This is a genomic window from Streptococcus cameli (genome assembly GCF_053207365.1).
In genome coordinates, this window is the sequence record NZ_JBRUIM010000002.1 from 20,583 (window position 1) to 44,167 (window position 23,585).

The following is a 23,585-nucleotide window of genomic DNA, read 5'->3' on the forward strand; positions in this document are numbered from 1 at the left end:
TGAAAAATGCGGAGCAGTCTAAGAAAGACCATCAGATGACAAATTCCCCTTTTTTTGGTAAAATAGTAAGGTTGAAAAACGCCCAAGACTGTACTCTTGAAAGCGAGGAAAAAATGATGACATCACCGATTCAATATCGTTTGATCAAAAAAGAAAAACACACTGGAGCCCGTTTGGGAGAAATTATCACCCCACACGGGACCTTTCCAACTCCAATGTTTATGCCAGTTGGTACACAAGCAACCGTCAAAACCCAGTCCCCAGAAGAACTCAAGCAAATGGGGTCAGGGATTATCCTATCCAATACCTACCATCTGTGGTTGCGACCTGGAGATGAGCTGATTGCACGCGCAGGCGGCTTACACAAGTTTATGAACTGGGACCAACCCATCTTAACAGATAGCGGTGGTTTTCAAGTCTATTCCTTAGCAGATAGCCGCAACATTACAGAAGAAGGGGTAACCTTTAAAAACCACCTCAATGGTTCAAAAATGTTCCTCTCGCCTGAAAAAGCCATCTCTATCCAGAACAATTTGGGTTCAGACATCATGATGAGTTTTGATGAATGTCCCCAGTTTTACCAGCCCTACGACTATGTAAAAAAATCAATTGAGCGGACTAGTCGCTGGGCAGAGCGAGGGCTCAAAGCTCACCGTCGCCCACATGACCAAGGACTCTTTGGAATTGTCCAAGGGGCTGGTTTTGAAGACTTGCGCCGACAATCTGCCCAAGATTTGGTTAGTATGGATTTTCCTGGTTACTCCATCGGAGGTTTAGCCGTTGGGGAAACCCACGAAGAGATGAATGCGGTGCTGGATTTTACGACCCAGCTGTTGCCTGAAAACAAGCCCCGTTACCTGATGGGGGTAGGAGCACCAGATAGCTTGATTGATGGGGTCATTCGTGGGGTGGACATGTTTGACTGTGTCCTTCCAACCCGTATCGCACGAAACGGAACCTGTATGACTTCAGAAGGACGTTTGGTGGTCAAAAACGCCAAGTACGAAGAAGACTTTACGCCACTAGACCACAACTGTGATTGCTATACGTGTACCAATTACACCAGAGCCTACATCCGTCATTTGCTCAAGGCCGATGAAACCTTTGGTATCCGTTTGACAAGTTACCACAATCTTTATTTCCTCATCAATTTGATGAAACAGGTTCGTCAAGCAATCATGGACGACAACCTCTTGGAATTTAGAGAAGATTTTGTAGAGCGTTACGGCTACAATTCTTCTAACCGTAATTTCTAAAATGATGAGAAAATCGTTGTGAGGGAAGTTATTTGCCATTAATAGAATAAGGAGAAAAATATGATTTGGTCAGCAATAGTTGGCTCCTTTATCGGTTTGATAGCAGGAAGCCTTACCAAAAAGAGCGATAAAATGGGGTGTTTTACCCGTATGTTTGCGGGATTGATTGGCTCGTCTGTGGGACATGCCCTCTTTGGAGAACGGGGACCTCGTCTGGCAGATATGGCCCTTGTACCGTCTATCTTAGGAGCGGTTATTGTTATTGCAGTCGTTTCTTATTTCTTTGAAAAACATTAAAAAGCTGGTGTAACCAGCTTTTTCTTATCCTTCGAAATAGAGCAATTCTTTTGGCGTTTTGGTGAAAATTTCAAAACCATCTTTGGTGACATGGCCACAGTCTTCAATGCGGACACCGACTTTGCCAGGAATGTAAATGCCTGGTTCAACCGAGAAGCACATTCCTTCTTCAATGACCAAATCATTTCCTGCCATGATAGATGGGAATTCATGCACGCTCATTCCTAGACCGTGGCCTAAGCGGTGATTGAAGTATTCACCGTATCCTGCTTTTTCAATGACATTGCGAGCTGCAGCATCGACTTCGCTAGCTGTCACACCTGGCTTAATAAAATCCAGTGCTGTGAGCTGGGCTTCCAAACAGAGGTGGTAAATATCTTGTTTAAATTGGTCAGGTTGCCCAACAGCTACCGTCCGTGTCATATCGGAGGTATAGCCCAAGGTTTCAACACCTAAGTCAAAGAGAAGGAGGGCATTATTTTCGATTTGATTGGTAGACGGAATGCCGTGTGGATTGGCGGCATTGTTTCCTGTTAGGACCATGGTATCAAAACTCATTTTTGAGATTCCCTGTTGCTTCATACCAAATTCAATTTGGGCGATGATGTCGGTCTCTGTGGTTTTTAGAGAAATATGGTCAAAACCAATTTTCATGGCCCTGTCTGCAAATTCTCCAGCAATCATCATCTTGTCGATTTCATCGCGGGACTTAATCAATTTCATGCGATTGATTAGAGGGGTCAAATCGTCAAAGGACTGGGTGAAAATGGATTGCAAACCGTGGTAACGTGTCAGATTGAGATTGTCAAATTCCGCCCCAATTTTGCGGTAGGTTTTCTGAGGCAGGTGATCCTGAATCAATTTCCATGGATTTTCTGAATCCATGTAGCCAACAACAGGGAAATCAACAGCTAGTCGAGCTCGCTCTACATCCAGTCCTGGCAAAAAGAGAAGAGGCTCATTGTCTGCTAAGACAAACAAAAACATGTGGCGCTCATGGGGATCGCTGTTAAATCCTGTTAAATAAGCAATGGTCATTGGATCTGAAAAAATAGCAAGATCTATCTTCTCGTCTTGTAAATAGTGTTGGATATGTGAAATTTTGGTCATTTGTTTTCCTCCGAATACGTTTAATTCTATTCTATGCGAAAATAGAGAAATTGCAAGTGGGAAATAATAATCGTTCAAATTTTGTCAAAAAAATGAACTATATCAATATATTTAATAAGATTTTCATTTTTTATCCAAAAAAATATAAAAAAAGTTGAAAAATAGCGCTTTTTTACTTGAAAGTGTTTTCAAAAAGTGATACACTAAAAAGAGATTGAAAACGTAATTTTCATAAAAACAATGAAAGGATTAAAATAATTATGATGAATACAGACGATACTGTTACCATTTATGATGTGGCCCGTGAAGCAGGGGTTTCGATGGCGACAGTCAGTCGTGTCGTAAACGGCAATAAGAATGTGAAGGAAAATACCCGTAAAAAGGTTTTGGAAGTGATTGAACGCTTGGACTACCGGCCAAATGCGGTGGCGCGTGGCTTGGCAAGTAAAAAGACAACAACAGTTGGGGTTGTGATTCCAAATATTGCCAATGCTTACTTTGCGACCTTGGCAAAAGGAATCGACGATATTGCAGATATGTACAAATACAATATTGTCTTAGCCAATAGCGATGAAAATGATGACAAGGAAATCAATGTGGTTAACACCCTCTTCTCCAAACAGGTCGACGGCATTGTCTTTATGGGTTACCACTTGACGGATAAGATTCGGGCTGAATTTTCGCGTTCACGGACTCCAATTGTGTTAGCGGGTACGGTTGATTTGGAACATCAATTGCCAAGTGTGAATATCGATTATGCTCAAGCGGCAGCCGATGCGGTACAGTTGTTAGCTAAACACAGCAAAAAAATAGCCTTTGTTTCTGGACCACTTGTTGACGACATCAATGGGAAAATCCGTCTATCTGGTTACAAAGATGGTTTGAAAGCCAACGGATTAGACTTTAGTGAAGGCCTTGTCTTTGAAGCCAAATACAAGTATGAAGAAGGCTATTCCCTTGCGGAACGCTTGTTGAATGCTGGTGCAACTGCAGCATACGTAGCAGAAGATGAAATTGCAGCAGGTCTCTTAAATGGCATCGCAGATAAAGGTATCAAGGTTCCAGAAGAATTCCAGTTGATCACCAGTGATGACTCCTTGGTAACGAAATTCACTCGTCCAAATATGACCTCCATCAGCCAACCGCTTTATGATATTGGTGCCATTGCCATGCGGATGTTGACCAAGATTATGCACAAGGAAGAATTGGATAACCGCGAAGTGATTTTGAATCATGGTATCAAAGAGCGTGGAACTACCAAATAAAACGAAAGCTGCGACCGCAGCTTTTTTTGTTCAGAAATCCGAAACGGTCTGCTTTATGATAAAATAAGAAAAAGACGATTGAAATGAGAGAGAACATGAGCAAGAAACGAATCAATATGATGTCCAGTGCGACAAAGGTGGCTGGACAAGGAGTGGGATCGGCCTATCTAGAACAGGTCAACTTGGTAAAAACAGGACTGTCAGCTGATTTTGAAGTGGTCATCAACCAATACCAACCAGCTGAAATCACCCACTACCATACGATTGATCCGCAGTTTTTTTTGACCCATTCATGGTTGACGCGAAAGGGAACATCGGTTGGTTATGTCCACATGTTGCCAGAGACGGTGGAGCAGAGCTTGCAGTTACCACGGTTTGCCAAAGCAATTTTTTATCGTTATATGATTGCTTTTTATAAAAAGATGGACCATCTTGTGACCGTAAATCCTTATTTTATTGGGGAGTTGGCCCGTTATGGTGTTCCAAAAGAAAAGGTAACCTACATCCCCAATTTTGTCTCTAGCGAAACCTTTTATCCCATGAGTGAAGAAGAAAAAGCAGCCAATCGAGAGCAATATGGCTTCTCAAAAGATGATTTTTTGATTGTCGGTGTCGGTCAAATTCAGACCCGAAAAGGCGTCTTTGATTTTTTGAAAATGGCAGAGCAACTTCCCCAGTATCGTTTTGTTTGGGCGGGTGGTTTTTCCTTTGGAAAGATAACAGATGGCTATGAAGCCTTAAAAGCTGTCGTAGATAATCCTCCTGCTAATGTTACCTTTCTGGGAATTGTAGAACGTGAAAAGATGAATGCTATTTACAATTTAGCAGATGTGATGATTCTTCCCTCTTTTGAAGAATTATTCCCCATGTCTATTCTAGAAGCCATGTGCGCTCACAAACCGATTCTTTTGAGAAACTTGGAGATTTATGAAGCGATTCTCTTTGATTTTTATCATCGAGCAGAAGATGTAGCTGGTTTTGTGAACGAAATTGAAACCTTAGCTACGAAACCTGAAGTTTATGCCCAGGCAGTCGAAGCGGCTCAGAGAGGAAATGCATTTTATTCAAGGGAACATGTCTTGGAAATGTGGCAGGAATTTTATGAACGGATTGCACAAAAAGAGAAGTAGAAGGAAATTGAGATGAGAATTGGTTTATTTACCGATACCTACTTTCCGCAGGTATCAGGAGTGGCAACCTCTATTCGGACCTTAAAAACTGAGTTAGAGAAATTGGGGCATACCGTTTTTATCTTTACAACAACAGATAAGGATGTTAATCGGTATGATGATTGGGACATTATTCGCTTGCCTTCAGTTCCGTTTTTCGCTTTTAAGGATCGGAGGGTCGCCTTTGCTGGTTTTTCAGATGCCCTAGAAATTTCCAAGCGTTATAAATTGGACATTATTCATACACAGACAGAGTTTTCCTTGGGGATTTTGGGGATCGAGATTGCCCACGCCTTAAACATTCCAGTTGTTCATACCTATCATACCCATTATGAGGATTATGTTCGCTACATTGCGCGTGGCATGCTGATTCGGCCAAGTATGGTAAAATATTTTATGCGGGTCTTTTGTAAGGATGTGGATGGGATTATTTGTCCTAGTGAAATTGTAGAAAATCTCTTGCAAACTTACAGTATCGCCAAAAATATGCGGGTCATTCCGACAGGTATCGAATTGGCTAAATTTCAACGGCCTGAAATTCAAGAGGAAGATATAGCAGAATTAAGGGAGAAATTAGGGATTGCGACTGATGAAATCATGCTGTTGAGTCTGTCTCGGATTTCCTACGAAAAAAATATTCAGGCGATTGTCAAAGCCATGCCAGAAGTGTTGGCGGAGTATCCCAAGATTAAATTGGTGGTAGCTGGTGGTGGGCCTTATTTGCCAACCATCGAGAAATTGGTCAGCCAGCTCGGTTTAAAGGATTCGGTTATATTAACAGGAATGATTCCACCTTCGGAGACAGCCTTTTATTACAAGGCTGCGGACTTCTTTATTTCTGCATCAACCAGTGAAACGCAGGGGTTGACCTATTTGGAGAGCTTGGCTTCTGGAACACCACTTATCGCCCAGAGCAATCCTTATTTGGACAATGTCATCAACGACAAGATGTTTGGAACACTTTACAAACATGAGTATGATTTGGCAGATGCGATTATCGACGCAGTCCTGACCACTCCAGACATGGGGCAGGCAGCTCTGCAAAAGAAGTTGTATGAAATATCCGCAGAGAACTTTGGTAAAAGAGTATTTGAGTACTATTTAGACTTGAAAATTGCCCACGATTTTAGCAAAGATTACCTCTATGATGAAAGTTTACCAACCTATCTTGTTCAAAAAGCCAGCCAGGCCCCAATTGTTGTGGCTAAAAGTGCGCAGCATTTACCCAAGAAAATATGGGTGACAACGACGGTACAGACCAAACGGATTTTTAAATTTTCTTTGAGTAAAATCCGTTCTATTCAGGACAGATTAGACTAGAACAATCCCTTGTTACTTATATAAAATTGGAACTATTCTTTTAAACAAAGGAGAACAAGATGAAAAAGTATTTTTGGTATATTTTCTTTCCCTTCTTAACTTACTGGATTCCAGATGGTTACAATCTATTGGCCGGTATTGGTTTGTTTGAATTTGACCAGCTTTTTTCAAAGGGCTTGATGGTCAATACACTTTTACTATATAACCCGCTTGTCATTGCCCTATCGTCTCTTGTTTTTGGAATCAAGCATGGTTTTTCATGGAAGTTACCTGTTTTTATAGGCCTATCCTGGTTACCGTATGTTATCTATGTCCCGTTCTTTTACAATGCATCTGGTACGGAAGCTTATCTGATACCCTATATCCTGATTTCCCTAGTTTTTGTAGGGATAGGGAGTTTAATAAAAAAAGGTCTTACCTACTTGCAAAAATAGTTGGGGGTGTGCTATACTAATCCTCAGAGACATGTCAAATGAAGAACAAGCTGGTCTTAGAGAGTGCGCGGTTGCTGCAAGTCGCACCCAGTGATTGATTTGGTACTCCTCGGTAGGATTTTATGCAAACATAAAAGGGTGGTCACCTTAGAACCATTTCGAGGCACAGCCTATTTTTTAGCCTGTGTAAATGAAGGTGGAACCACGTTGCGACGTCCTTTTTGAGGGCGTCGTTTTTTGTTTTTAAATTAGTATGTTGTTTCTAAGTTTGAAGTAGCTACTATCAGAAATAAAATCAACCTTTGAGGACAACGAAGATTATCAAGAGAATATATTCATATTGACAGCAATAGACAACAAAAGGAGAACATGAAAATGATCCATATTACTTTTCCAGATGGTGCCATTCGTGACTACGAAGCTGGCAGCACAACCTATGACATTGCCCACTCTATCAGCCCTGGTCTAGCTAAAAAAGCCTTGGCTGGTAAGTTTAACGGTAACTTGATTGACACGACGCGTGCTATTGAAGAAGATGGTACTCTTGAAATCGTGACCCCAGACCACGAAGATGCCTTGGACATCTTGCGTCACTCGGCAGCTCACTTGTTTGCCCAAGCGGCCCGCCGCCATTTCCCAAATCTTCGCCTTGGGGTTGGTCCAGCTATTGAGAATGGTTTCTACTACGATACCGATAATGAAGCGGGTCAAATTTCCAATGAAGACTTGGCTAAAATCGAAGATGAGATGCGTCAAATCGTTAAGGAAAACCATCCATCTATCCGTGAAGAAATCACCAAAGAAGAAGCCCTTGAGCTCTTTGCAGATGATCCTTACAAACTAGAGTTGATCCAAGAGCACGCTGGTGCTGGCTTGACCGTTTACCGCCAGGGTGAGTTTGTGGACCTTTGCCGTGGCCCACACGTGCCATCAACTGGTCGTATCCAAGTCTTCCAACTGCTTAATGTAGCAGGTGCTTACTGGCGTGGGAACAGTGACAATGCCATGATGCAACGGGTCTACGGAACAGCTTGGTTTGACAAAAAAGACCTCAAGGCCTATATCCAAATGCGTGAAGAGGCTAAAGAACGTGACCACCGCAAACTGGGTAAAGAGTTGGACCTCTTCATGATTTCTCAAGAAGTAGGTCAAGGCTTGCCGTTCTGGTTGCCAAATGGTGCGACCATCCGTCGTACCTTGGAGCGCTACATTACGGACAAAGAATTGGCGTCAGGTTACCAACACGTCTACACACCACCTCTTGCTTCAGTTGAGCTTTACAAGACTTCTGGTCACTGGGAGCATTACCAAGAAGACATGTTCCCGACTATGGATATGGGAGACGGGGAAGAGTTTGTGCTTCGTCCAATGAACTGCCCACACCACATCCAAGTCTACAAGAACCATGTGCATTCTTATCGTGAGTTGCCAATCCGTATCGCTGAGCTCGGCATGATGCACCGCTATGAAAAGTCAGGTGCCTTGACAGGATTGCAGCGCGTGCGTGAGATGACTCTTAACGACGGTCACATCTTTGTGGCTCCAGAGCAAATTCAGGAAGAATTCCAACGCGCTCTCCAGCTGATCATCGATGTCTATGCGGACTTTAACTTGACCGACTATCGTTTCCGTCTGTCATACCGTGATCCAGAAGACAAGGAAAAATACTACGACAACGATGAGATGTGGGAAAATGCCCAAGGCATGCTGAAAGCTGCCCTTGATGAAATGGGTGTGGACTACTACGAGGCAGAAGGCGAAGCAGCCTTCTACGGTCCTAAACTGGATATCCAAGTCAAGACCGCTCTTGGGAACGAAGAGACCCTCTCAACCATTCAGCTCGACTTCCTCTTGCCAGAACGCTTTGACTTGACCTATATCGGAGCAGATGGGGAAGAACACCGTCCGGTTATGATCCACCGTGGGGTGATCTCGACCATGGAACGCTTCACCGCTATTTTGATTGAAACGTATAAAGGCGCCTTCCCAACCTGGTTGGCACCACAACAAGTAACGGTTATCCCAATCTCTAATGAAGCCCATGTGGACTATGCTTGGGAAGTGGCCAAAGCCCTCAAAGACCGTGGTATTCGTGCAGAGGTCGATGAGCGGAATGAGAAAATGCAATACAAGATTCGTGCTTCGCAAACCAGCAAGATTCCTTATCAGCTCATTGTGGGTGACAAGGAAATGGCTGACCGTGCGGTCAACGTCCGCCGCTACGGTAGCAAGGCGACCCATACAGAATCACTGGAAAACTTTATCGATACTATCCTTGCCGATATCGATCGTAAATCCCGTCCAGCAGAAGACGCTGAATAAACAAAAAACCGAAGCCCTAGAACTTCGGTTTTTTGAGTCTCTTATTTTTAACCTTCGATGTATTCCTTTAAAGCATCGCCTGTGAGTCCTGCGTTTAAGGCAATTAAAAGTTTGAGCCGGGCTTTTTGGGCGTTGAGTTCTTTGACAAAGAGCACGCCCATCTCTTTGAGTTGGACACCGCCGCCTTTATAAGCATAGACGGGCTCTGCAATCCCATTGAAACAACGGGAGACCAAGACAACAGGAATCCCAGCCTTGATAATCTGCTCGATGGCTGGACAGGTATGAGGTGGTAAATTACCAGCCCCCATAGCTTCGATGACCAGCCCTGAGATTTGATGGGGATCAATCATGGAGAGGAAGGTATCTTCCATCCCAGCATAGGCCATGATAATGGGAACCGTACCTTGGATGTCTTGCAGGTCAAATCGAACACGGGCTTCGGCCTGTTGGAAAAAGAGAATATCCTTTTTTGTAATCAAGCCGATTGGGCCATGTGTTGGGGTTTGAAAGGTGGAGACATTGGTGGTATGGGTCTTGGTCACGTATTTGGCTGCATGGATTTCATCATTCATGACGACCAAGACTCCCTTGTCAGCACTTTTTGACTCTGCGGCAACCCGTAAAGCGGTTAGGAAATTGTAGATGCCATCACTACCGAGTTCATTGGAAGACCGCATGGCACCTGTAATCACAATCGGAATAATTGGCAGTGTTAAGGTGTCTAAGAAGTAGGCCGTTTCTTCCAAGGTATCGGTTCCGTGGGTGATGACGATTCCATCAAAATGAGCCGCTTCTTGACGGATAAATTGATAGAGTTGGAGCATGTGTTTTGGTGTCATGTGAGGGCTTGGAAGATGGAAGATTTCGATGGCAGTGATGGTAATATTATCCGGTTTAAAAACCTGTTTCATCAAGGGGTGGCTGCTTTCTGGTAAAACTTGTCCCTGGTCATTTTCAGACATAGAGATGGTTCCACCGGTATGGAGAACGAGGATCTTTTTCATGAACGATTCCTTTTTTTCTTGAATAAGAAAGGAAGCTAGAACAATTGTTCTAGCTTCTAAAAACAGTTATGGATTTGGAGTGGTTTGTTCTAACTCCTCTTGGGCTGATTTGCCTTCTTCTAGCAGGGCTTCAACAATTTGTTTGTCACGCAACATAACCGAATCATTGATTGTTTGGGCAGATTTGATAATGGCTGTTTCCAACTGTTGACGTTGGCTGCGGCCGTGGTGGATGGCTTTTATAATTCCTTCGTTTTGTGCCACTAAGCTTTCTGCTAATTTTGTAACTGTTTCGACAGCCAATGTTGGTCGCTGGGCGGTTGCTTCCATACGAGGGATGGCTTCCTTGCTGGTTTCAGCTAGCATTTGGAGAGCTGCATTGTTGGCGTTGATAATGGCATCTGCCGTCAATTCTGCTCGGACAGATTGCTGGAGCATGCCGAGCTGGGCGATGGACAATTTCATAGTTGGAATGGTATTGCGGCGAATCATGCCCAATTTTTGTTTCATATCAGAGGAAACCTTGACCAAATTTCGCATTTGAGGTGTTGTGGCCCAAGCGACATAGAGGCGGCTGATGTATTCAGTTCGCTGTTGTTCTAAGGTATTGACGACCTCTGTGATACGCATCATTTCTTCGTTTTTTACTTGGTAATCAACCGATGTAGAATCCAGTTGCAGCAATTCTGTTTGAATCTGGCTTGCCCGTTTGCTGGCTTCTTGGCCACTGGCTTCGACAAAGGCAATGACCCCAACTAGATTTTCAATGGATTTAGTGTTTTCTTCAATGAGCAATTCTGCTGAGACAATATTGCGGGCCAAGGTGTCTTCGTTTTTTGCCACATTTCCAGCAAATAAATCCATCTTTTTTTCAATGCCTTGGGCTTCAAAATAGAAATCTTGAAGTGATGCTTTGCTTTGGCCGAATAGTTTTTGCAGGAAGTTGGGCTTTTTCTCCAATTCTGCAGTTCCACTGACGTTCTTGTATTTGGCCACGAAACCATGGAGTTCGCGGTTGGTGTTCAAGAGCATCTCGTCCACTTGGGGAATTTGGATGTTCTTTTGTTCTTGGAGAATGTGGTTGACTGTTTTGTTGACCGAATCAACCGCTTCTTTACCAAAATCCAGAAGGGCATTCTGGTTTTCTATAAAGGTATCAACTAGGGCTGGGACCTTGGAGGAGATTCCGTCTTTTTGTTCTGGCGTTAATTTTTCAAAGAAAGACAGACTGGTTGATTCGCCACTAGTGGTTTGCTGAATCAATTCAGTTGTTTTATCAGTAGTTGTTGTAGCAGATGCTGCAATTTTATCGATGTCAAAGTTGAAGCCTTGTGTCATTTTTTACTCCTTAGTTCCTATGATTAGTGTTCATTTTGTAAGAGGCGAAGACTGATTTCAAAGTTCATCATGTCATTTTCGTTGATTTGTCGAAGGGTTTCTTGTAGCACTTGGTGGCCATTCTCCAGAGAAGCCTTGGCTTTTTCAAGTCGCTCTTGTGCTTGGAAATAGTGATGGGGTTCGATTTTTATTTTGATGTAACCATCTAACACATCGTTGAGGTTTCGCATGTTTCCTTGATGAATGGCGAGTAGCTCTCCCTTATTGGATAGGGTAGAAGCTTCTAGTTTCTCTACGATCTGTTGGTTGCTTTTAGAAAGGGAAGAATAGAGTTCTAACACCTCGGGAGCTACTTCTTGTATGTAGCGCATTTTAGCCAGCGTTTGACTCTTTTTGCTGTCTGCTGCATCATAGATGTGTTCTGTCTGAACAGCGTTTTCCTTGGGGCGAAGTTTGGTGGTGACCCGTCCAGCCTCAGGAAAAATTTCTTCTACTAGATTGAGGACGCCGTCTGTGACATCGCTTAAGAAATTGCTTTTTGGCTGAAGAGCAGAGACGATGTGAATCATTTGCATGGCTTCTTGGTATTGTTTTGGGGCTAGTTTGTTACCATATCGTTCAATTAGGCTATCGAGTTCTTGGGCATCTTGATTCAAAGACCGATAAAGTTTCGGGTAGTCTCCCTCTTGATTGCTCTGTTTTAAATTTCTAACGTAATCGAGTCCTAACTGGAGATTAACCGATAGAAGTTGGATGCGTTTTAGTTTTTTTTGCTGGGTATGTTTGACTAGAAATAGAATCCCCGAGACAGGGATAGACAATACAGCAAACCCCAACAAGAGAGCAAAGAAATCTGGCATGTAAGAGCCCCTTTCTGGTAAGTTTGTTTACCAAAATTATACACTGAAAAAGCTCTTTAAACAAGTTTTTACTGATAGGAAAAAATAAGGGAATTTTGGAAATGTTGGTTCGTTCTTTTGTTTGGAGTAAAAAAGCGACTAAGAAGGTTCAAGCTATGTTTGAAAACTGAAAAAAAAACGGAACTTTGGTATAATATCCCTAAATAAACTAAAGGTGAAACCAGATGAAGAAAATTTTAATTGTGGATGATGAAAAACCGATCTCGGATATTATCAAATTTAATATGACGCGAGAAGGTTATGAGGTTGTAACAGCTTTTGATGGCCGTGAAGCCTTGGCTGTTTTTGAGGCTGAGATGCCAGATATTGTGATATTGGATTGGATGTTACCAGAAATTGATGGCTTAGAAGTAGCTCGTAATATTCGTAAAACCAGCAACGTTCCAATTCTGATGCTATCTGCTAAAGACAGTGAGTTTGATAAGGTTATTGGTCTTGAAATTGGAGCGGATGACTACGTGACCAAACCCTTTTCAAATCGGGAATTGCAGGCGCGTGTTAAGGCCTTGTTACGTCGTAGTGAGCTATCAGAAAGCCAGGTCGACATGGAAGTTCCTAGTGGAACAGAAATTGTGATCCGTGATTTGGTGATTTTACCAGATGCTTTTGTCGCCAAAAAACATGGCAAAGAGCTGGATTTGACCCATCGGGAGTTTGAACTCTTGCACCACTTGGCCAATCATTTGGGACAAGTCATGACCCGGGACCATCTCTTGGAGACGGTGTGGGGATATGATTACTTTGGGGATGTGCGAACAGTCGATGTCACCGTTCGTCGCTTACGTGAAAAGATAGAAGATACACCTAGTCGGCCAGAGTATATTTTGACCAGACGGGGTGTAGGGTATTTTATAAAAGGAAATGATTAACCATCTACGTTATTTACTGACAACAACAGAATTTTGGTTTATCCTTATTTTAATTGGTTTTGTGGTTGCTCTTAGTTTTATGCTGATCGAAAACCATCGGGATAGCAAGCAAATTAAGATTTTAAATCAGAAAGTGAAGGAATTGATTGCAGGGGATTATTCTGATGTTTTGGATATGCGAGGGAGTCCTGAAATCACAGATATGACCAATTCTTTGAATGATTTATCTGAGGTTATCCGCTTGACGCACGACCACCTGGAACAAGAAAAGGTCCGTCTCTCTTCTATCCTATCTTACATGAGTGATGGGGTAATTGCGACGGATCGGATGGGGCGTATCATCATGATCAATGACATGGCTCAGGCCCAGCTAGGGGTTACCGAAAAAGCTGCACACCATGCCAACATGTTGGAATTGCTAGATATGACAGCTGACTACACCTTTAGAGAATTGTTGGCGCAAACCCCAGAAGTTATGATTGACCATATGAATGAGAATGGAGAATACCTTCACCTCCGGCTAAAATTTGCGACCATTCGCAGTGAGAGTGGTCTCATATCTGGTTTAGTAGCCGTTTTACATGATATGACAGAACAGGCTAAGGAAGAACGGGAACGCCGCCTCTTTGTTTCCAATGTCAGTCATGAATTGCGGACACCTTTGACTTCTGTCAAATCTTACTTGGAAGCTTTGGATGAAGGAGCCTTGACAGAGTCTGTTGCCCCAAGCTTTGTAAAGGTTTCTCTGGATGAGACCAACCGTATGATGCGGATGATTACCGATTTGTTGAGCTTATCTCGGATTGACAATCAGGTTAAAACCATGAATGTGGAATTGATGAATTTTACAGCTTTTGTCACCTTTATCTTAAACCGTTTTGACCAGATGAAGAGTCAAGAAAGCAACAAAGAATACAGTATCATTCGTGACTACAAAATTATCCCAGTGTGGGTTGAAATCGATACAGATAAAATGACCCAGGTTTTGGACAATATCTTAAACAATGCGATCAAATATTCACCAGATGGTGGAAAAATTACCTTTAGCATGAAAACAACAGAAACCCAGTTAATTGTTTCAATCTCAGATGAAGGACTAGGTATTCCAAAACAAGACCTACCGAAAATTTTTGACCGTTTTTACCGAGTGGATAAGGCCAGGTCCAGAGCACAGGGGGGGACAGGTCTTGGCTTAGCCATTGCAAAAGAAATCGTGAAGCAGCACAAGGGCTTTATCTGGGCTAAGAGTGAGTACGGACATGGCTCTACCTTTACCATTGTGTTGCCATACGTGAAAGATGTGGCCGTAGAAGACTGGGATGAAGGATTAGAGGAAGAATAGGAGAGTATGACAGACATAGGATTTCAATACAGCATATTGGCCTCTGGTTCTAGTGGAAATTCTTTTTACTTGGAATCAGGGAAGAAAAAATTATTGGTGGATGCCGGTTTATCTGGAAAAAAAATCACCAGTCTCTTAGCAGAAATTGGCCGCAAACCAGAAGACTTGGATGCAATTTTTGTGACTCATGAGCACAGTGATCATATCCACGGCGTCGGAGTATTGGCTCGCAAGTACAATTTGGATGTCTATGCCAACCAAGCAACTTGGCAGGCCATGGAACATAAGTTGGGGGCTCTTGCTGTCGAGCAAAAACATATTTTTGAGCGTGGGAAAATGCTGACCTTTGGGGACTTGGATATTGAGTCTTTTGGTGTCAGTCATGACGCAGCGGATCCACAATTCTACCGTTTTATGAAAGACGATAAAAGCTTTGTGCTCTTAACGGACACAGGCTATGTCAGTGATCGCTTGGCAGGGATTGTCGAAAATGCTGACGCTTACTTGATTGAATCCAATCATGATATTGAGATTTTGCGTTCCGGTTCCTATTCTTGGAATTTGAAGCAACGGATTTTATCAGACAAGGGCCATCTTTGCAATGAAGATGGGGCGAATGCCATGATTCGTTCCATGGGCAATCGGACAAAGAAAATTTATGTTGGTCATCTGTCCAAAGAAAACAATATTAAGGAATTGGCACATATGACCATGGTCAACGAACTGGCTAAAGCAGGACTAGGAGTTGGCGTTGATTTTCAAGTATATGATACCTCGCCTGATACAGCGACCAGCTTGACGAGAATTTAAGAACAATAAGATGTCGTTCATTGAACGACATCTTATTGTTTGTTTTCCATCAGTAAAGTCAAAGTTAAGCATTCATTTTATAGGGGAGCAGATGGGATTCACCAGACTATTTTGATTTTGCTTACTTAGAAATTGGTCATTGTATGGTATAATGGATAAGAAATTTTCTAGAATGAGGTTCAGAAGTGGCAAAGAAAGTCCATTCCCGTGTTGGAAGAGAAGACAATATGATTCCAAGACGGCTCAATATTTTGTTTTCCATTGTACTCTTCTTGTTTTCAATCTTGATTGCAAGACTCGCTTTTATGCAAATTATTGACCGTGAATTTTATACCAACAAGCTAGCCAAAGCTAGTCAAAAAACCATCAAAAACGGCTCTGTCCGTGGGCAAATTTACGATGCAAAGGGAGTTCCTTTGGTTGAAAACAAAGTGGAACAAGTCGTAGCATTTACACGTTCCAATACTGCAACGGCTTTGGAGATGAGGCAAGTCGCTCAAAAATTAAGTCCTTATGTTCAAGTCGGTGATAGCAGTAAATTGACCCAACGATCAAAAGCAGATTACTACCTAGCTGATCCAAGTGTTTATGCAGAAGTTGTAAAGAATTTGCCTCGGGAAAAACGCTATGATAAGGATGGGAATCTCTTTACGGAATCTGTCCTTTATGGAAATGCGACAGCCAGTCTAACAGAGGAACAATTACGCTACTCAGAAGAGGAGCTGAAAATCATCAATTTGTTCACCCAGATGAACGGTGCAGGCTATTTTGAGACGGTACGGTTGGTAACAGAACCCTTATCTGCTGAACAGATTGCGATTATTGCAGCCAGTGAGAAAGAGTTGCCAGGCATTTCCACCACCAGTAACTGGAAACGAACTGTTTTGCCAACATCACTTGCTTCCATTATTGGAACAGTTACGACAGAGCAGGCTGGATTGCCAAGAGAAGATGCTGCTGATTATTTGAAAAAAGGTTATTCTTTAAATGATCGGGTAGGGACAGCCTACTTAGAAAAACAATACGAAGAATTCCTTCAAGGTCAGCATGAAATTAAGGACATTCACTTAGACCGAAATGGTCGTGTCGAGCAAATTGAAACGATTCAAGAAGGTAAAAAAGGAAACAACATCAAGTTAACCATTGATTTAGCCTTTCAAAATCAGGTCAATGCGATTTTAAAACGCCATTTTGAACGTGAACTAGCTACGGGGAGTGCCCTGTATTCAGACGGTCTGTATGCAGTAGTTTTAAACCCGAAAACAGGGGCTGTTCTGGCAATGGCGGGCTATAAGCATGAAAAAGGAACATATGACGTCACTGAAAATGCCCTTGGAACGATTACCGACGTTTTTGTTCCAGGATCGATTGTCAAAGGCGCCACCATTGCTGCTGGCTGGGAAACAGGTGTCTTAACTGGAAACCAAGTCTTGGTCGATCAGCCGATTCAGTTTGCAGGATCAGTTCCTATCACATCTTGGTTTACTGCATTTGGCAATCGTCAAATCAGTGCCGTAGAGGCTCTTCAGTATTCTTCCAATACTTATATGGTACAAACGGCACTCAGCATGTTGGGTCAACCTTACACCCCTAATATGCTTCTAAGTGAAACAGAGCAGCTGAGCACCTCTATGGAAAAACTGCGTGCTACCTTTGGAGAATTTGGTCTGGGTGTTGCAACAGGTATTGACCTTCCGAGCGAATCAACTGGATTCATTCCCAAAGAATTTTCAATCTCGAATTACCTGACCAATTCATTTGGGCAATTTGATAACTATACCCCAATGCAAATGGCTCAGTATGCTGCGACTGTTGCCAATGGTGGTACCCGTGTCTCTCCTCATTTGGTAGAGGGGATCTATGATAACAAAGAAGACGGTACACTTGGCAATCAGATCCAAGCCGTAACTGGAAAAACCATGAATCAAGTTGGCATTTCTGCTGAACAAGCGTCACTGCTCCAAGAAGGTTTTTATCGAGTGGTTAATGGCGGGACTGGCCTTACAACAGGGACAGCGATTTCCTACGGAGCCAGTGTCCCAATTAGTGCAAAGACAGGTACGGCGGAAACCTTCGTAACTACGAATTCTGGTCAAGTCTTAAATGCTGTTAATACCAATATTGTTGCTTATGCACCAAGTCAGAATCCTCAAGTGGCAGTAGCAGTCGTTTTGCCGAATTTGACGGATTTGCAGTCTTCGACTAGTAAAACCATTACGACCGAAATTATCAACCTTTACCATTCCCTCTATCCTATGAATTAAGGAGATACCTATTGCTTTACCCAACACCCATTGCAAAACTTATTGAATCCTACTCCAAATTACCCGGAATTGGGGTAAAAACAGCTACTCGACTAGCTTTTTATACCATTGGTATGGAAGATGAAGTGGTCAATGAATTTGCCAAAAATTTGTTGTCAGCCAAACGGGAACTGTCTTATTGTAGCATTTGTGGCAATTTGACAGACCAAGATCCGTGTGGCATTTGTCAAGATGAGACCCGGGATAAACAGACTGTTTTGGTGGTCGAAGATAGCCGCGATGTATCAGCGATGGAAAACATTCAAGAATACCACGGTCTCTATCATGTCTTACATGGCCTTATTTCTCCGATGAATGGAGTGGGACCAGATGACATCAATTTGAAGACCCTCATCACCCGTTTAATGGACAGCGAGGTGGAAGAAGTGATTGTAGCGACCAATGCAACCGCAGATGGGGAGGCAACTTCCATGTATATCTCTCGCGTCCTAAAACCAGCAGGGATCAAAGTTACTCGTCTCGCTAGGGGCTTGGCCGTTGGTGCAGACATTGAATACGCTGATGAAGTAACGCTACTTCGGGCCATTCAAAACCGAACAGAATTATAGACCAATAACCAGATAGGAAATCCCTGTCTGGTTATCATTTTTCATAATTGAGCTTTGAATCTTCCCATAAATTATGATATGATTAAGCAAGTAAGTAGAAAGAAAAACTAGGAAAGAGAAAATATGTCAAAACAAATCTTAATTCTTCTATATGGTGGGCGTTCCGCAGAGCGTGAAGTATCTGTCTTGTCTGCAGAAAGTATCATGCGGGCCATCAATTATGAACGATTTGCCGTAAAGACCTATTTTATTACACAGGCAGGTGACTTTATTAAAACTCAGGAATTTACAACTACGCCTGCAACAGATGAAAAATTGATGACCAATGAGACAGTGATGGCTGCTCAAAAAATCCAGCCGAGTGCGATTTATGAAGAAGGAGCAGTCGTTTTCCCAGTTCTTCACGGCCCAATGGGAGAAGATGGTTCGATCCAAGGTTTTCTTGAAGTTTTAAAAATGCCCTATGTTGGAACCAATATTTTGTCTTCGAGCGTGGCCATGGATAAGATTACAACCAAGCATGTGCTAGCTTCTGCTGGTGTGCCTCAAGTGGATTTTACTGTCTATATCGAGGGATCTGATTTGGAAGTGGCGATTGCAGAGACCATGGAAAAATTGCGTTTCCCAGTCTTTGTCAAACCGGCCAATATGGGATCATCTGTGGGAATTTCAAAAGCGACAGATGAAGCTAGTCTGCGTACAGCCATCATCTTAGCCTTGCAATACGACAGTCGTATCTTAATTGAGCAAGGGGTTGTGGCTCGTGAGATAGAAGTCGGTCTCTTGGGCAATCACGATGTGCGAACCACAGAAGCAGGTGAAGTTGTCAAAGATGTAGATTTCTATGATTACAAGGCCAAATACATTGACAACAAAATCACCATGGACATTCCTGCCAAGATTGATCCAGAGACGATGATTTCCATGCGCGACTATGCAGCAAAAGCTTTTCGAGCATTGGGAGGCTGTGGTTTGTCACGCTGTGATTTCTTCTTGACAGAAGATGGCAATCTTTATTTAAATGAGCTGAATACGATGCCAGGTTTTACCCAGTGGTCTATGTATCCACTCTTGTGGGAAAACATGGGCTTGGCTTATCCTGATTTAATTGAAGAATTGGTGAAGCTGGCCAAAGAGATGTTTGAGCAACGAGAAAGTCATCTAATGTAATATAAAAAAACTAGAGTGGGATGTTACTCTAGTTTTCTTTTTTATTTTTTTAGTCCCATCAGTTTACGCAATTCAGGAATGCGTTGCAATTGCGGAAGAATGGCCATCAAGACAAAGATACGGACTGGGATTTCAAATATTTTAATCCAACGTCCAGCAATGTACTGGGCAACAAATGGTGTTTTAAAGTAGATTTGAATCAAGAGCGGTGTCAAAATCAGTGACCCTAGAATCGTGATGATGCTGACTGTAATGGAAACGTAAACCCAGTCTTTTTTCTTGTTATAGGAAATTTCTTTTCCGTAGAAAAACAAGCCATAGAGACCAGAGATGAAGGCATCCATCACGGTCCAAAGTGGGATGAAATTCGCAGCGTTTGAAGATAATAACATGGTTACCACATCTTCAACAGCGCCAATCAAAAAGGCGTATAAAGGACCAGTAATCGATCCCATAATCGCGTTTACGATAAATCCAAAACTAACGACCAACTGATTTGGAATAATGGTCAGCTTGAATTTATCAATGATAAATGCTAAACCAATTAACATGGCAACCGTGACCAAACGCTGGGTGGTCATTTTAGGGGTAGAAAAAAATTTTTTCATAAAAGGCTCCTTAAAAAGAATTTGGAGCTGTTGGTTCAAGTTTCCTTGAAAAACAGCGGATGCAATGATTCACCGCGCACAAGGCTTCGTTGTGTGACGACATCCCATTCACACACACTTAACGCGAATCACTTACTCTGTTGTAGAAGAAAATCTACTTTTCCATTGTATCATAAAAAATCTCAGAAAAATAGTCTAAATAATAGGAAATATGCTATAATAGAGGGGATTCTGATTGAAAAAGATTAGAAAAAGCAATCGAATTTAAGGAAGAAATGATGAAATTAACAGTACAGGAAGTGGCCAAAGCAGTTGGGGCCAAAAATACGCTGGCGGATTTAGATGACGTTCCCCTGCGTTCGGTTGAGTTTGATAGTCGTAAGATCCAAGCTGGCGACCTCTTTGTTCCCTTAAAAGGGGCACGAGATGGCCATGAGTTTATCGCGACAGCTTTTGAAAATGGTGCAATCCTAACCTTATCAGAAAAAGAGTTAGAGGACTATCCCTACTTGTTAGTGGACGACTGTCTAACGGCCTTGCAGTTGTTGGCTCAATACTATTTGACCAAGACAGGTGTTGATGTCATTGCAGTGACAGGTTCAAATGGGAAAACCACTACCAAGGATATGATTGCGGCTGTTTTATCAACTACTTTTGCTACCTATAAGACCCAAGGCAATTACAACAATGAAATTGGGCTGCCTTATACGGCTCTTCACATGCCGGATGATACGGAGAAGATTGTCTTGGAGATGGGGCAGGACCACCTTGGGGACATTCACCTCTTATCCCAGATTGCCAAACCACGCATTTCGGTTGTTACCATGATTGGTGAGGCCCACTTGGAATTCTTTGGAAGCCGGGAAAAGATTGCAGAAGGAAAGATGCAAATCACAGATGGTATGGATGCAGAAGGGATTCTCTTGGCACCAACTGATCCGATTGTAGAAGACTATTTACCGGATAATATGATGGTTATTCGCTTTGGTGATGGAGAAGAAGTCTCGGTTAAGGACCTGCAAGAAGAAAAGGATTCGCTCAGCTTCCAAACAGATATCTTGTCCAAACGGGTACACCTGCCAGTTCCAGGAAAATACAATGCCATGAATGCTGTTTTGGCAGCGTGTGTGGGAAAAGTCTTAGCAGTTGAAGATGAAGATATTCTAGAGGCCTTGGCAACGATTGAGTTAACCCGCAATCGGACAGAGTGGAAAAAAGCTGCCAATGGTGCGGACATTCTATCAGATGTCTACAATGCCAATCCAACGGCCATGAAATTGATTTTAGAGACATTCTCAGCCATCCCTGCCAATCAGGGAGGTAAAAAAATAGCTGTTTTAGCTGATATGAAAGAGCTGGGAGAGACCTCTGTTTCCTTGCACAATAGTGTACTAGAGAGCTTACAACCAGAAACCATTGATACCTTGTTCTTTTATGGACAGGACATTGAAAGCTTGTCTCAATTAGCTTCTCAGCAATTTCCACCAAACCAAGTTTATTTCTATCAAAAAAATGAAACAGAAGACCAGTTTGAAGAGATGTTGAAAAAAATCAAGGATTTACTGGCTCCAGAGGACCAAATCCTCTTAAAAGGATCCAATTCTATGAACCTTTCCAAGATTGTTGAAGCGTTAGAAACAAGTGACAAATAGATTAGCGATGAGGTTTCTCATCGCTTTTTGTATGGGAATAAACGACATGCGTTGAAAAAAGGGAGTGATTTGGTTATAATAGAAAGGATGAAGACCGCCATTGTTGCTAGAAGGGAAATCCGATGTAACAATAGTAAAGATCACTTTGAAAACGACAATGACATGAATAGAAATGAGATGAACATGATTTTACAAGAAGAAATAAAAAAACGCCGAACCTTTGCCATTATCTCCCACCCGGATGCTGGTAAAACCACGATTACAGAACAATTGCTCTATTTTGGGGGAGAAATCCGTGAGGCAGGAACTGTCAAAGGGAAAAAGACAGGGAACTTTGCCAAGTCTGACTGGATGGATATTGAGAAACAGCGTGGTATCTCTGTTACCTCTTCTGTCATGCAGTTTGATTATGCTGGAAAACGCGTCAATATCCTTGATACGCCAGGGCACGAGGACTTCTCTGAAGATACCTACCGTACCTTGATGGCGGTGGATGCGGCCGTTATGGTGGTCGATTCAGCCAAGGGTATTGAGGCCCAAACCAAGAAACTCTTTGAAGTTGTTAAACACCGCAATATCCCAGTCTTTACCTTTATCAACAAGTTGGACCGTGATGGACGTCAGCCTCTGGACCTATTGGAAGAGTTAGAAGAAGTATTGGGCATTGCCAGCTACCCTATGAACTGGCCGATCGGTATGGGGAAATCCTTTGAAGGATTATATGACCTCCATAATAACCGCTTGGAACTCTACCGTGGTGATGAGCGTTTTGCCAGCATTGAAGAAGGCAACACCCTCTTTGGTAACAATCCTTTTTATGCTCAAGTATTGGAAGACATCGAACTCTTGCAAGAAGCAGGAAATGAATTTTCACAAGAGGCTATTTTTAATGGGGAGTTGACACCCGTCTTCTTTGGCTCCGCCTTGACCAATTTTGGGGTACAGACTTTCCTTGATACCTTCTTGGAATTTGCGCCAGAACCACATGGGCACAAGACGACAGAAGGTGATCTGATTGATCCTTTAAACAAAGATTTCTCAGGTTTTGTCTTTAAAATCCAAGCCAATATGGACCCACGTCACCGTGACCGCATTGCCTTTGTGCGCGTGGTTTCTGGTGAATTTGAACGTGGAATGAGTGTCAATTTGCCACGTACCGGTAAGGGAGCGAAGTTATCTAATGTGACCCAATTTATGGCTGAAAGTCGTGAAAATGTTGAAAATGCGGTGGCAGGAGATATTATTGGTGTCTACGATACAGGAACCTATCAAGTTGGGGATACCCTAACCGTTGGCAAGAACAAGTTTGAATTTGAGCCTCTACCAACCTTTACGCCTGAGATTTTTATGAAGGTTGCTGCCAAAAATGTGATGAAGCAAAAATCCTTCCACAAAGGAATTGAGCAACTGGTCCAAGAAGGAGCTATCCAGCTCTATAAGAATTACCAGACCGGTGAGTATATGCTGGGAGCCGTCGGACAACTCCAGTTTGAGGTCTTCAAACACCGCATGGAAGGCGAGTACAATGCTGAGGTGGTCATGACCCCGATGGGTAAGAAAACCGTTCGTTGGATCAAGCCAGAAGATTTGGATGAGCGCATGAGTTCCAGCCGAAATATCTTGGCCAAGGACCGTTTTGACCAACCTGTCTTTCTTTTTGAAAATGATTTTGCCCTGCGTTGGTTTGCAGACAAGTACCCAGATGTCGTATTAGAAGAAAAGATGTAAACCTTTATCTAGGAACGAATAACCATGATTGGTTGTTCGTTTTTTCTTTGTTTACCAGTGGGGATTCCACCTTATTTTCAACTTTTTTTCAATTTC

General features: G+C 42.6%; 20 protein-coding genes and 1 riboswitch. Of the genes, 15 read left to right on the forward strand and 5 right to left on the reverse strand.

Annotated features, from left to right (window positions below):
* Positions 1-113: 113 nt before the first annotated feature.
* Positions 114-1,256 carry a tRNA guanosine(34) transglycosylase Tgt gene (gene tgt, locus ACVR1I_RS05545; RefSeq protein WP_447443037.1) on the forward strand — a complete coding sequence of 381 codons (1,143 nt, stop codon included), beginning with the start codon at positions 114-116 and terminating at the stop codon, positions 1,254-1,256.
* 60 nt (positions 1,257-1,316) lie between these two features.
* A complete protein-coding gene (locus tag ACVR1I_RS05550) occupies positions 1,317-1,553 on the forward strand; it encodes a GlsB/YeaQ/YmgE family stress response membrane protein (protein WP_447443038.1) in 237 nt (78 codons plus the stop codon).
* Positions 1,554-1,577: 24 nt separating this feature from the next.
* On the opposite strand, the gene ACVR1I_RS05555 is transcribed toward ACVR1I_RS05550, so the two are convergent.
* Complete coding sequence (locus ACVR1I_RS05555) at positions 1,578-2,663, reverse strand: M24 family metallopeptidase (protein WP_447443039.1); 1,086 nt, start codon at positions 2,661-2,663, stop codon at positions 1,578-1,580.
* Positions 2,664-2,926: 263 nt separating this feature from the next.
* Between ACVR1I_RS05555 and ccpA the strand changes: the two genes are divergently transcribed.
* From ccpA to thrS, 5 genes are all read left to right on the forward strand, one after another.
* On the forward strand, positions 2,927-3,928 hold the full coding sequence (gene ccpA / locus ACVR1I_RS05560; RefSeq protein WP_447443257.1) for a catabolite control protein A: 1,002 nt from the start codon (positions 2,927-2,929) through the stop codon (positions 3,926-3,928).
* A gap of 95 nt (positions 3,929-4,023) precedes the next feature.
* Positions 4,024-5,058, forward strand: coding sequence for a glycosyltransferase family 4 protein (locus tag ACVR1I_RS05565; protein ID WP_447443040.1), 1,035 nt, complete (start codon positions 4,024-4,026; stop codon positions 5,056-5,058).
* A 12-nt stretch (positions 5,059-5,070) separates the two neighbouring features.
* Complete coding sequence (locus ACVR1I_RS05570; protein WP_447443041.1) at positions 5,071-6,417, forward strand: glycosyltransferase family 4 protein; 1,347 nt, start codon at positions 5,071-5,073, stop codon at positions 6,415-6,417.
* A gap of 59 nt (positions 6,418-6,476) precedes the next feature.
* Positions 6,477-6,851, forward strand: a complete 375-nt coding sequence (locus ACVR1I_RS05575) for a hypothetical protein (protein ID WP_447443042.1) — start codon at positions 6,477-6,479, stop codon at positions 6,849-6,851.
* Between the two features lie 375 nt (positions 6,852-7,226).
* Entirely contained in the window at positions 7,227-9,173 is a 1,947-nt protein-coding gene (gene thrS / locus ACVR1I_RS05580) for a threonine--tRNA ligase (RefSeq protein WP_447443043.1), read from the forward strand.
* A gap of 47 nt (positions 9,174-9,220) precedes the next feature.
* On the opposite strand, the gene ACVR1I_RS05585 is transcribed toward thrS, so the two are convergent.
* The 3 genes from ACVR1I_RS05585 to ACVR1I_RS05595 form a co-directional block, all read right to left on the reverse strand.
* Complete coding sequence (locus ACVR1I_RS05585; RefSeq protein WP_447443044.1) at positions 9,221-10,180, reverse strand: asparaginase; 960 nt, start codon at positions 10,178-10,180, stop codon at positions 9,221-9,223.
* A gap of 66 nt (positions 10,181-10,246) precedes the next feature.
* Positions 10,247-11,518 (reverse strand): toxic anion resistance protein, encoded by a 1,272-nt coding sequence (locus ACVR1I_RS05590; protein ID WP_447443045.1) that lies wholly within the window; start codon positions 11,516-11,518, stop codon positions 10,247-10,249.
* A 23-nt stretch (positions 11,519-11,541) separates the two neighbouring features.
* Positions 11,542-12,378 carry a hypothetical protein gene (locus tag ACVR1I_RS05595; RefSeq protein WP_447443046.1) on the reverse strand — a complete coding sequence of 279 codons (837 nt, stop codon included), beginning with the start codon at positions 12,376-12,378 and terminating at the stop codon, positions 11,542-11,544.
* 224 nt (positions 12,379-12,602) lie between these two features.
* On the opposite strand from ACVR1I_RS05595, the gene vicR reads away from it, so the two are divergent.
* The 6 genes from vicR (at position 12,603) to ACVR1I_RS05625 (ending at position 19,501) form a co-directional block, all read left to right on the forward strand.
* Positions 12,603-13,307, forward strand: coding sequence for a cell wall metabolism response regulator VicR (vicR, locus tag ACVR1I_RS05600; protein ID WP_447443047.1), 705 nt, complete (start codon positions 12,603-12,605; stop codon positions 13,305-13,307).
* Positions 13,300-14,649 (forward strand): cell wall metabolism sensor histidine kinase VicK, encoded by a 1,350-nt coding sequence (gene vicK, locus ACVR1I_RS05605; protein ID WP_447443048.1) that lies wholly within the window; start codon positions 13,300-13,302, stop codon positions 14,647-14,649. Before vicR ends, vicK begins: the two co-directional genes overlap by 8 nt.
* 6 nt (positions 14,650-14,655) lie before the next feature.
* Positions 14,656-15,459: an exodeoxyribonuclease WalJ gene (gene walJ, locus ACVR1I_RS05610; protein ID WP_447443049.1), complete on the forward strand. Its 804-nt coding sequence runs from the start codon at positions 14,656-14,658 to the stop codon at positions 15,457-15,459.
* A 185-nt stretch (positions 15,460-15,644) separates the two neighbouring features.
* Entirely contained in the window at positions 15,645-17,723 is a 2,079-nt protein-coding gene (pbp2b, locus tag ACVR1I_RS05615; protein WP_447443050.1) for a penicillin-binding protein PBP2B, read from the forward strand.
* A gap of 11 nt (positions 17,724-17,734) precedes the next feature.
* Positions 17,735-18,331, forward strand: coding sequence for a recombination mediator RecR (gene recR / locus ACVR1I_RS05620; RefSeq protein WP_447443051.1), 597 nt, complete (start codon positions 17,735-17,737; stop codon positions 18,329-18,331).
* Positions 18,332-18,454: 123 nt separating this feature from the next.
* On the forward strand, positions 18,455-19,501 hold the full coding sequence (locus ACVR1I_RS05625; RefSeq protein WP_447443052.1) for a D-alanine--D-alanine ligase: 1,047 nt from the start codon (positions 18,455-18,457) through the stop codon (positions 19,499-19,501).
* Positions 19,502-19,542: 41 nt separating this feature from the next.
* Here the strand turns inward: ACVR1I_RS05625 and ACVR1I_RS05630 are convergent, their stop codons facing one another.
* Positions 19,543-20,109 carry a folate family ECF transporter S component gene (locus ACVR1I_RS05630; RefSeq protein ID WP_447443053.1) on the reverse strand — a complete coding sequence of 189 codons (567 nt, stop codon included), beginning with the start codon at positions 20,107-20,109 and terminating at the stop codon, positions 19,543-19,545.
* 51 nt (positions 20,110-20,160) lie between these two features.
* A riboswitch (THF riboswitch) is annotated at positions 20,161-20,251 on the reverse strand.
* A 136-nt stretch (positions 20,252-20,387) separates the two neighbouring features.
* Between ACVR1I_RS05630 and ACVR1I_RS05635 the strand changes: the two genes are divergently transcribed.
* Together ACVR1I_RS05635 and ACVR1I_RS05640 are read left to right on the forward strand one after the other, a co-directional pair.
* The gene (locus tag ACVR1I_RS05635; protein ID WP_447443054.1) at positions 20,388-21,761 is read left to right on the forward strand and encodes a UDP-N-acetylmuramoyl-tripeptide--D-alanyl-D-alanine ligase; all 1,374 of its coding nucleotides are present in this window, start codon (positions 20,388-20,390) and stop codon (positions 21,759-21,761) included.
* A 183-nt stretch (positions 21,762-21,944) separates the two neighbouring features.
* Positions 21,945-23,489, forward strand: a complete 1,545-nt coding sequence (locus tag ACVR1I_RS05640) for a peptide chain release factor 3 (RefSeq protein WP_447443258.1) — start codon at positions 21,945-21,947, stop codon at positions 23,487-23,489.
* Positions 23,490-23,585 lie beyond the last annotated feature (96 nt).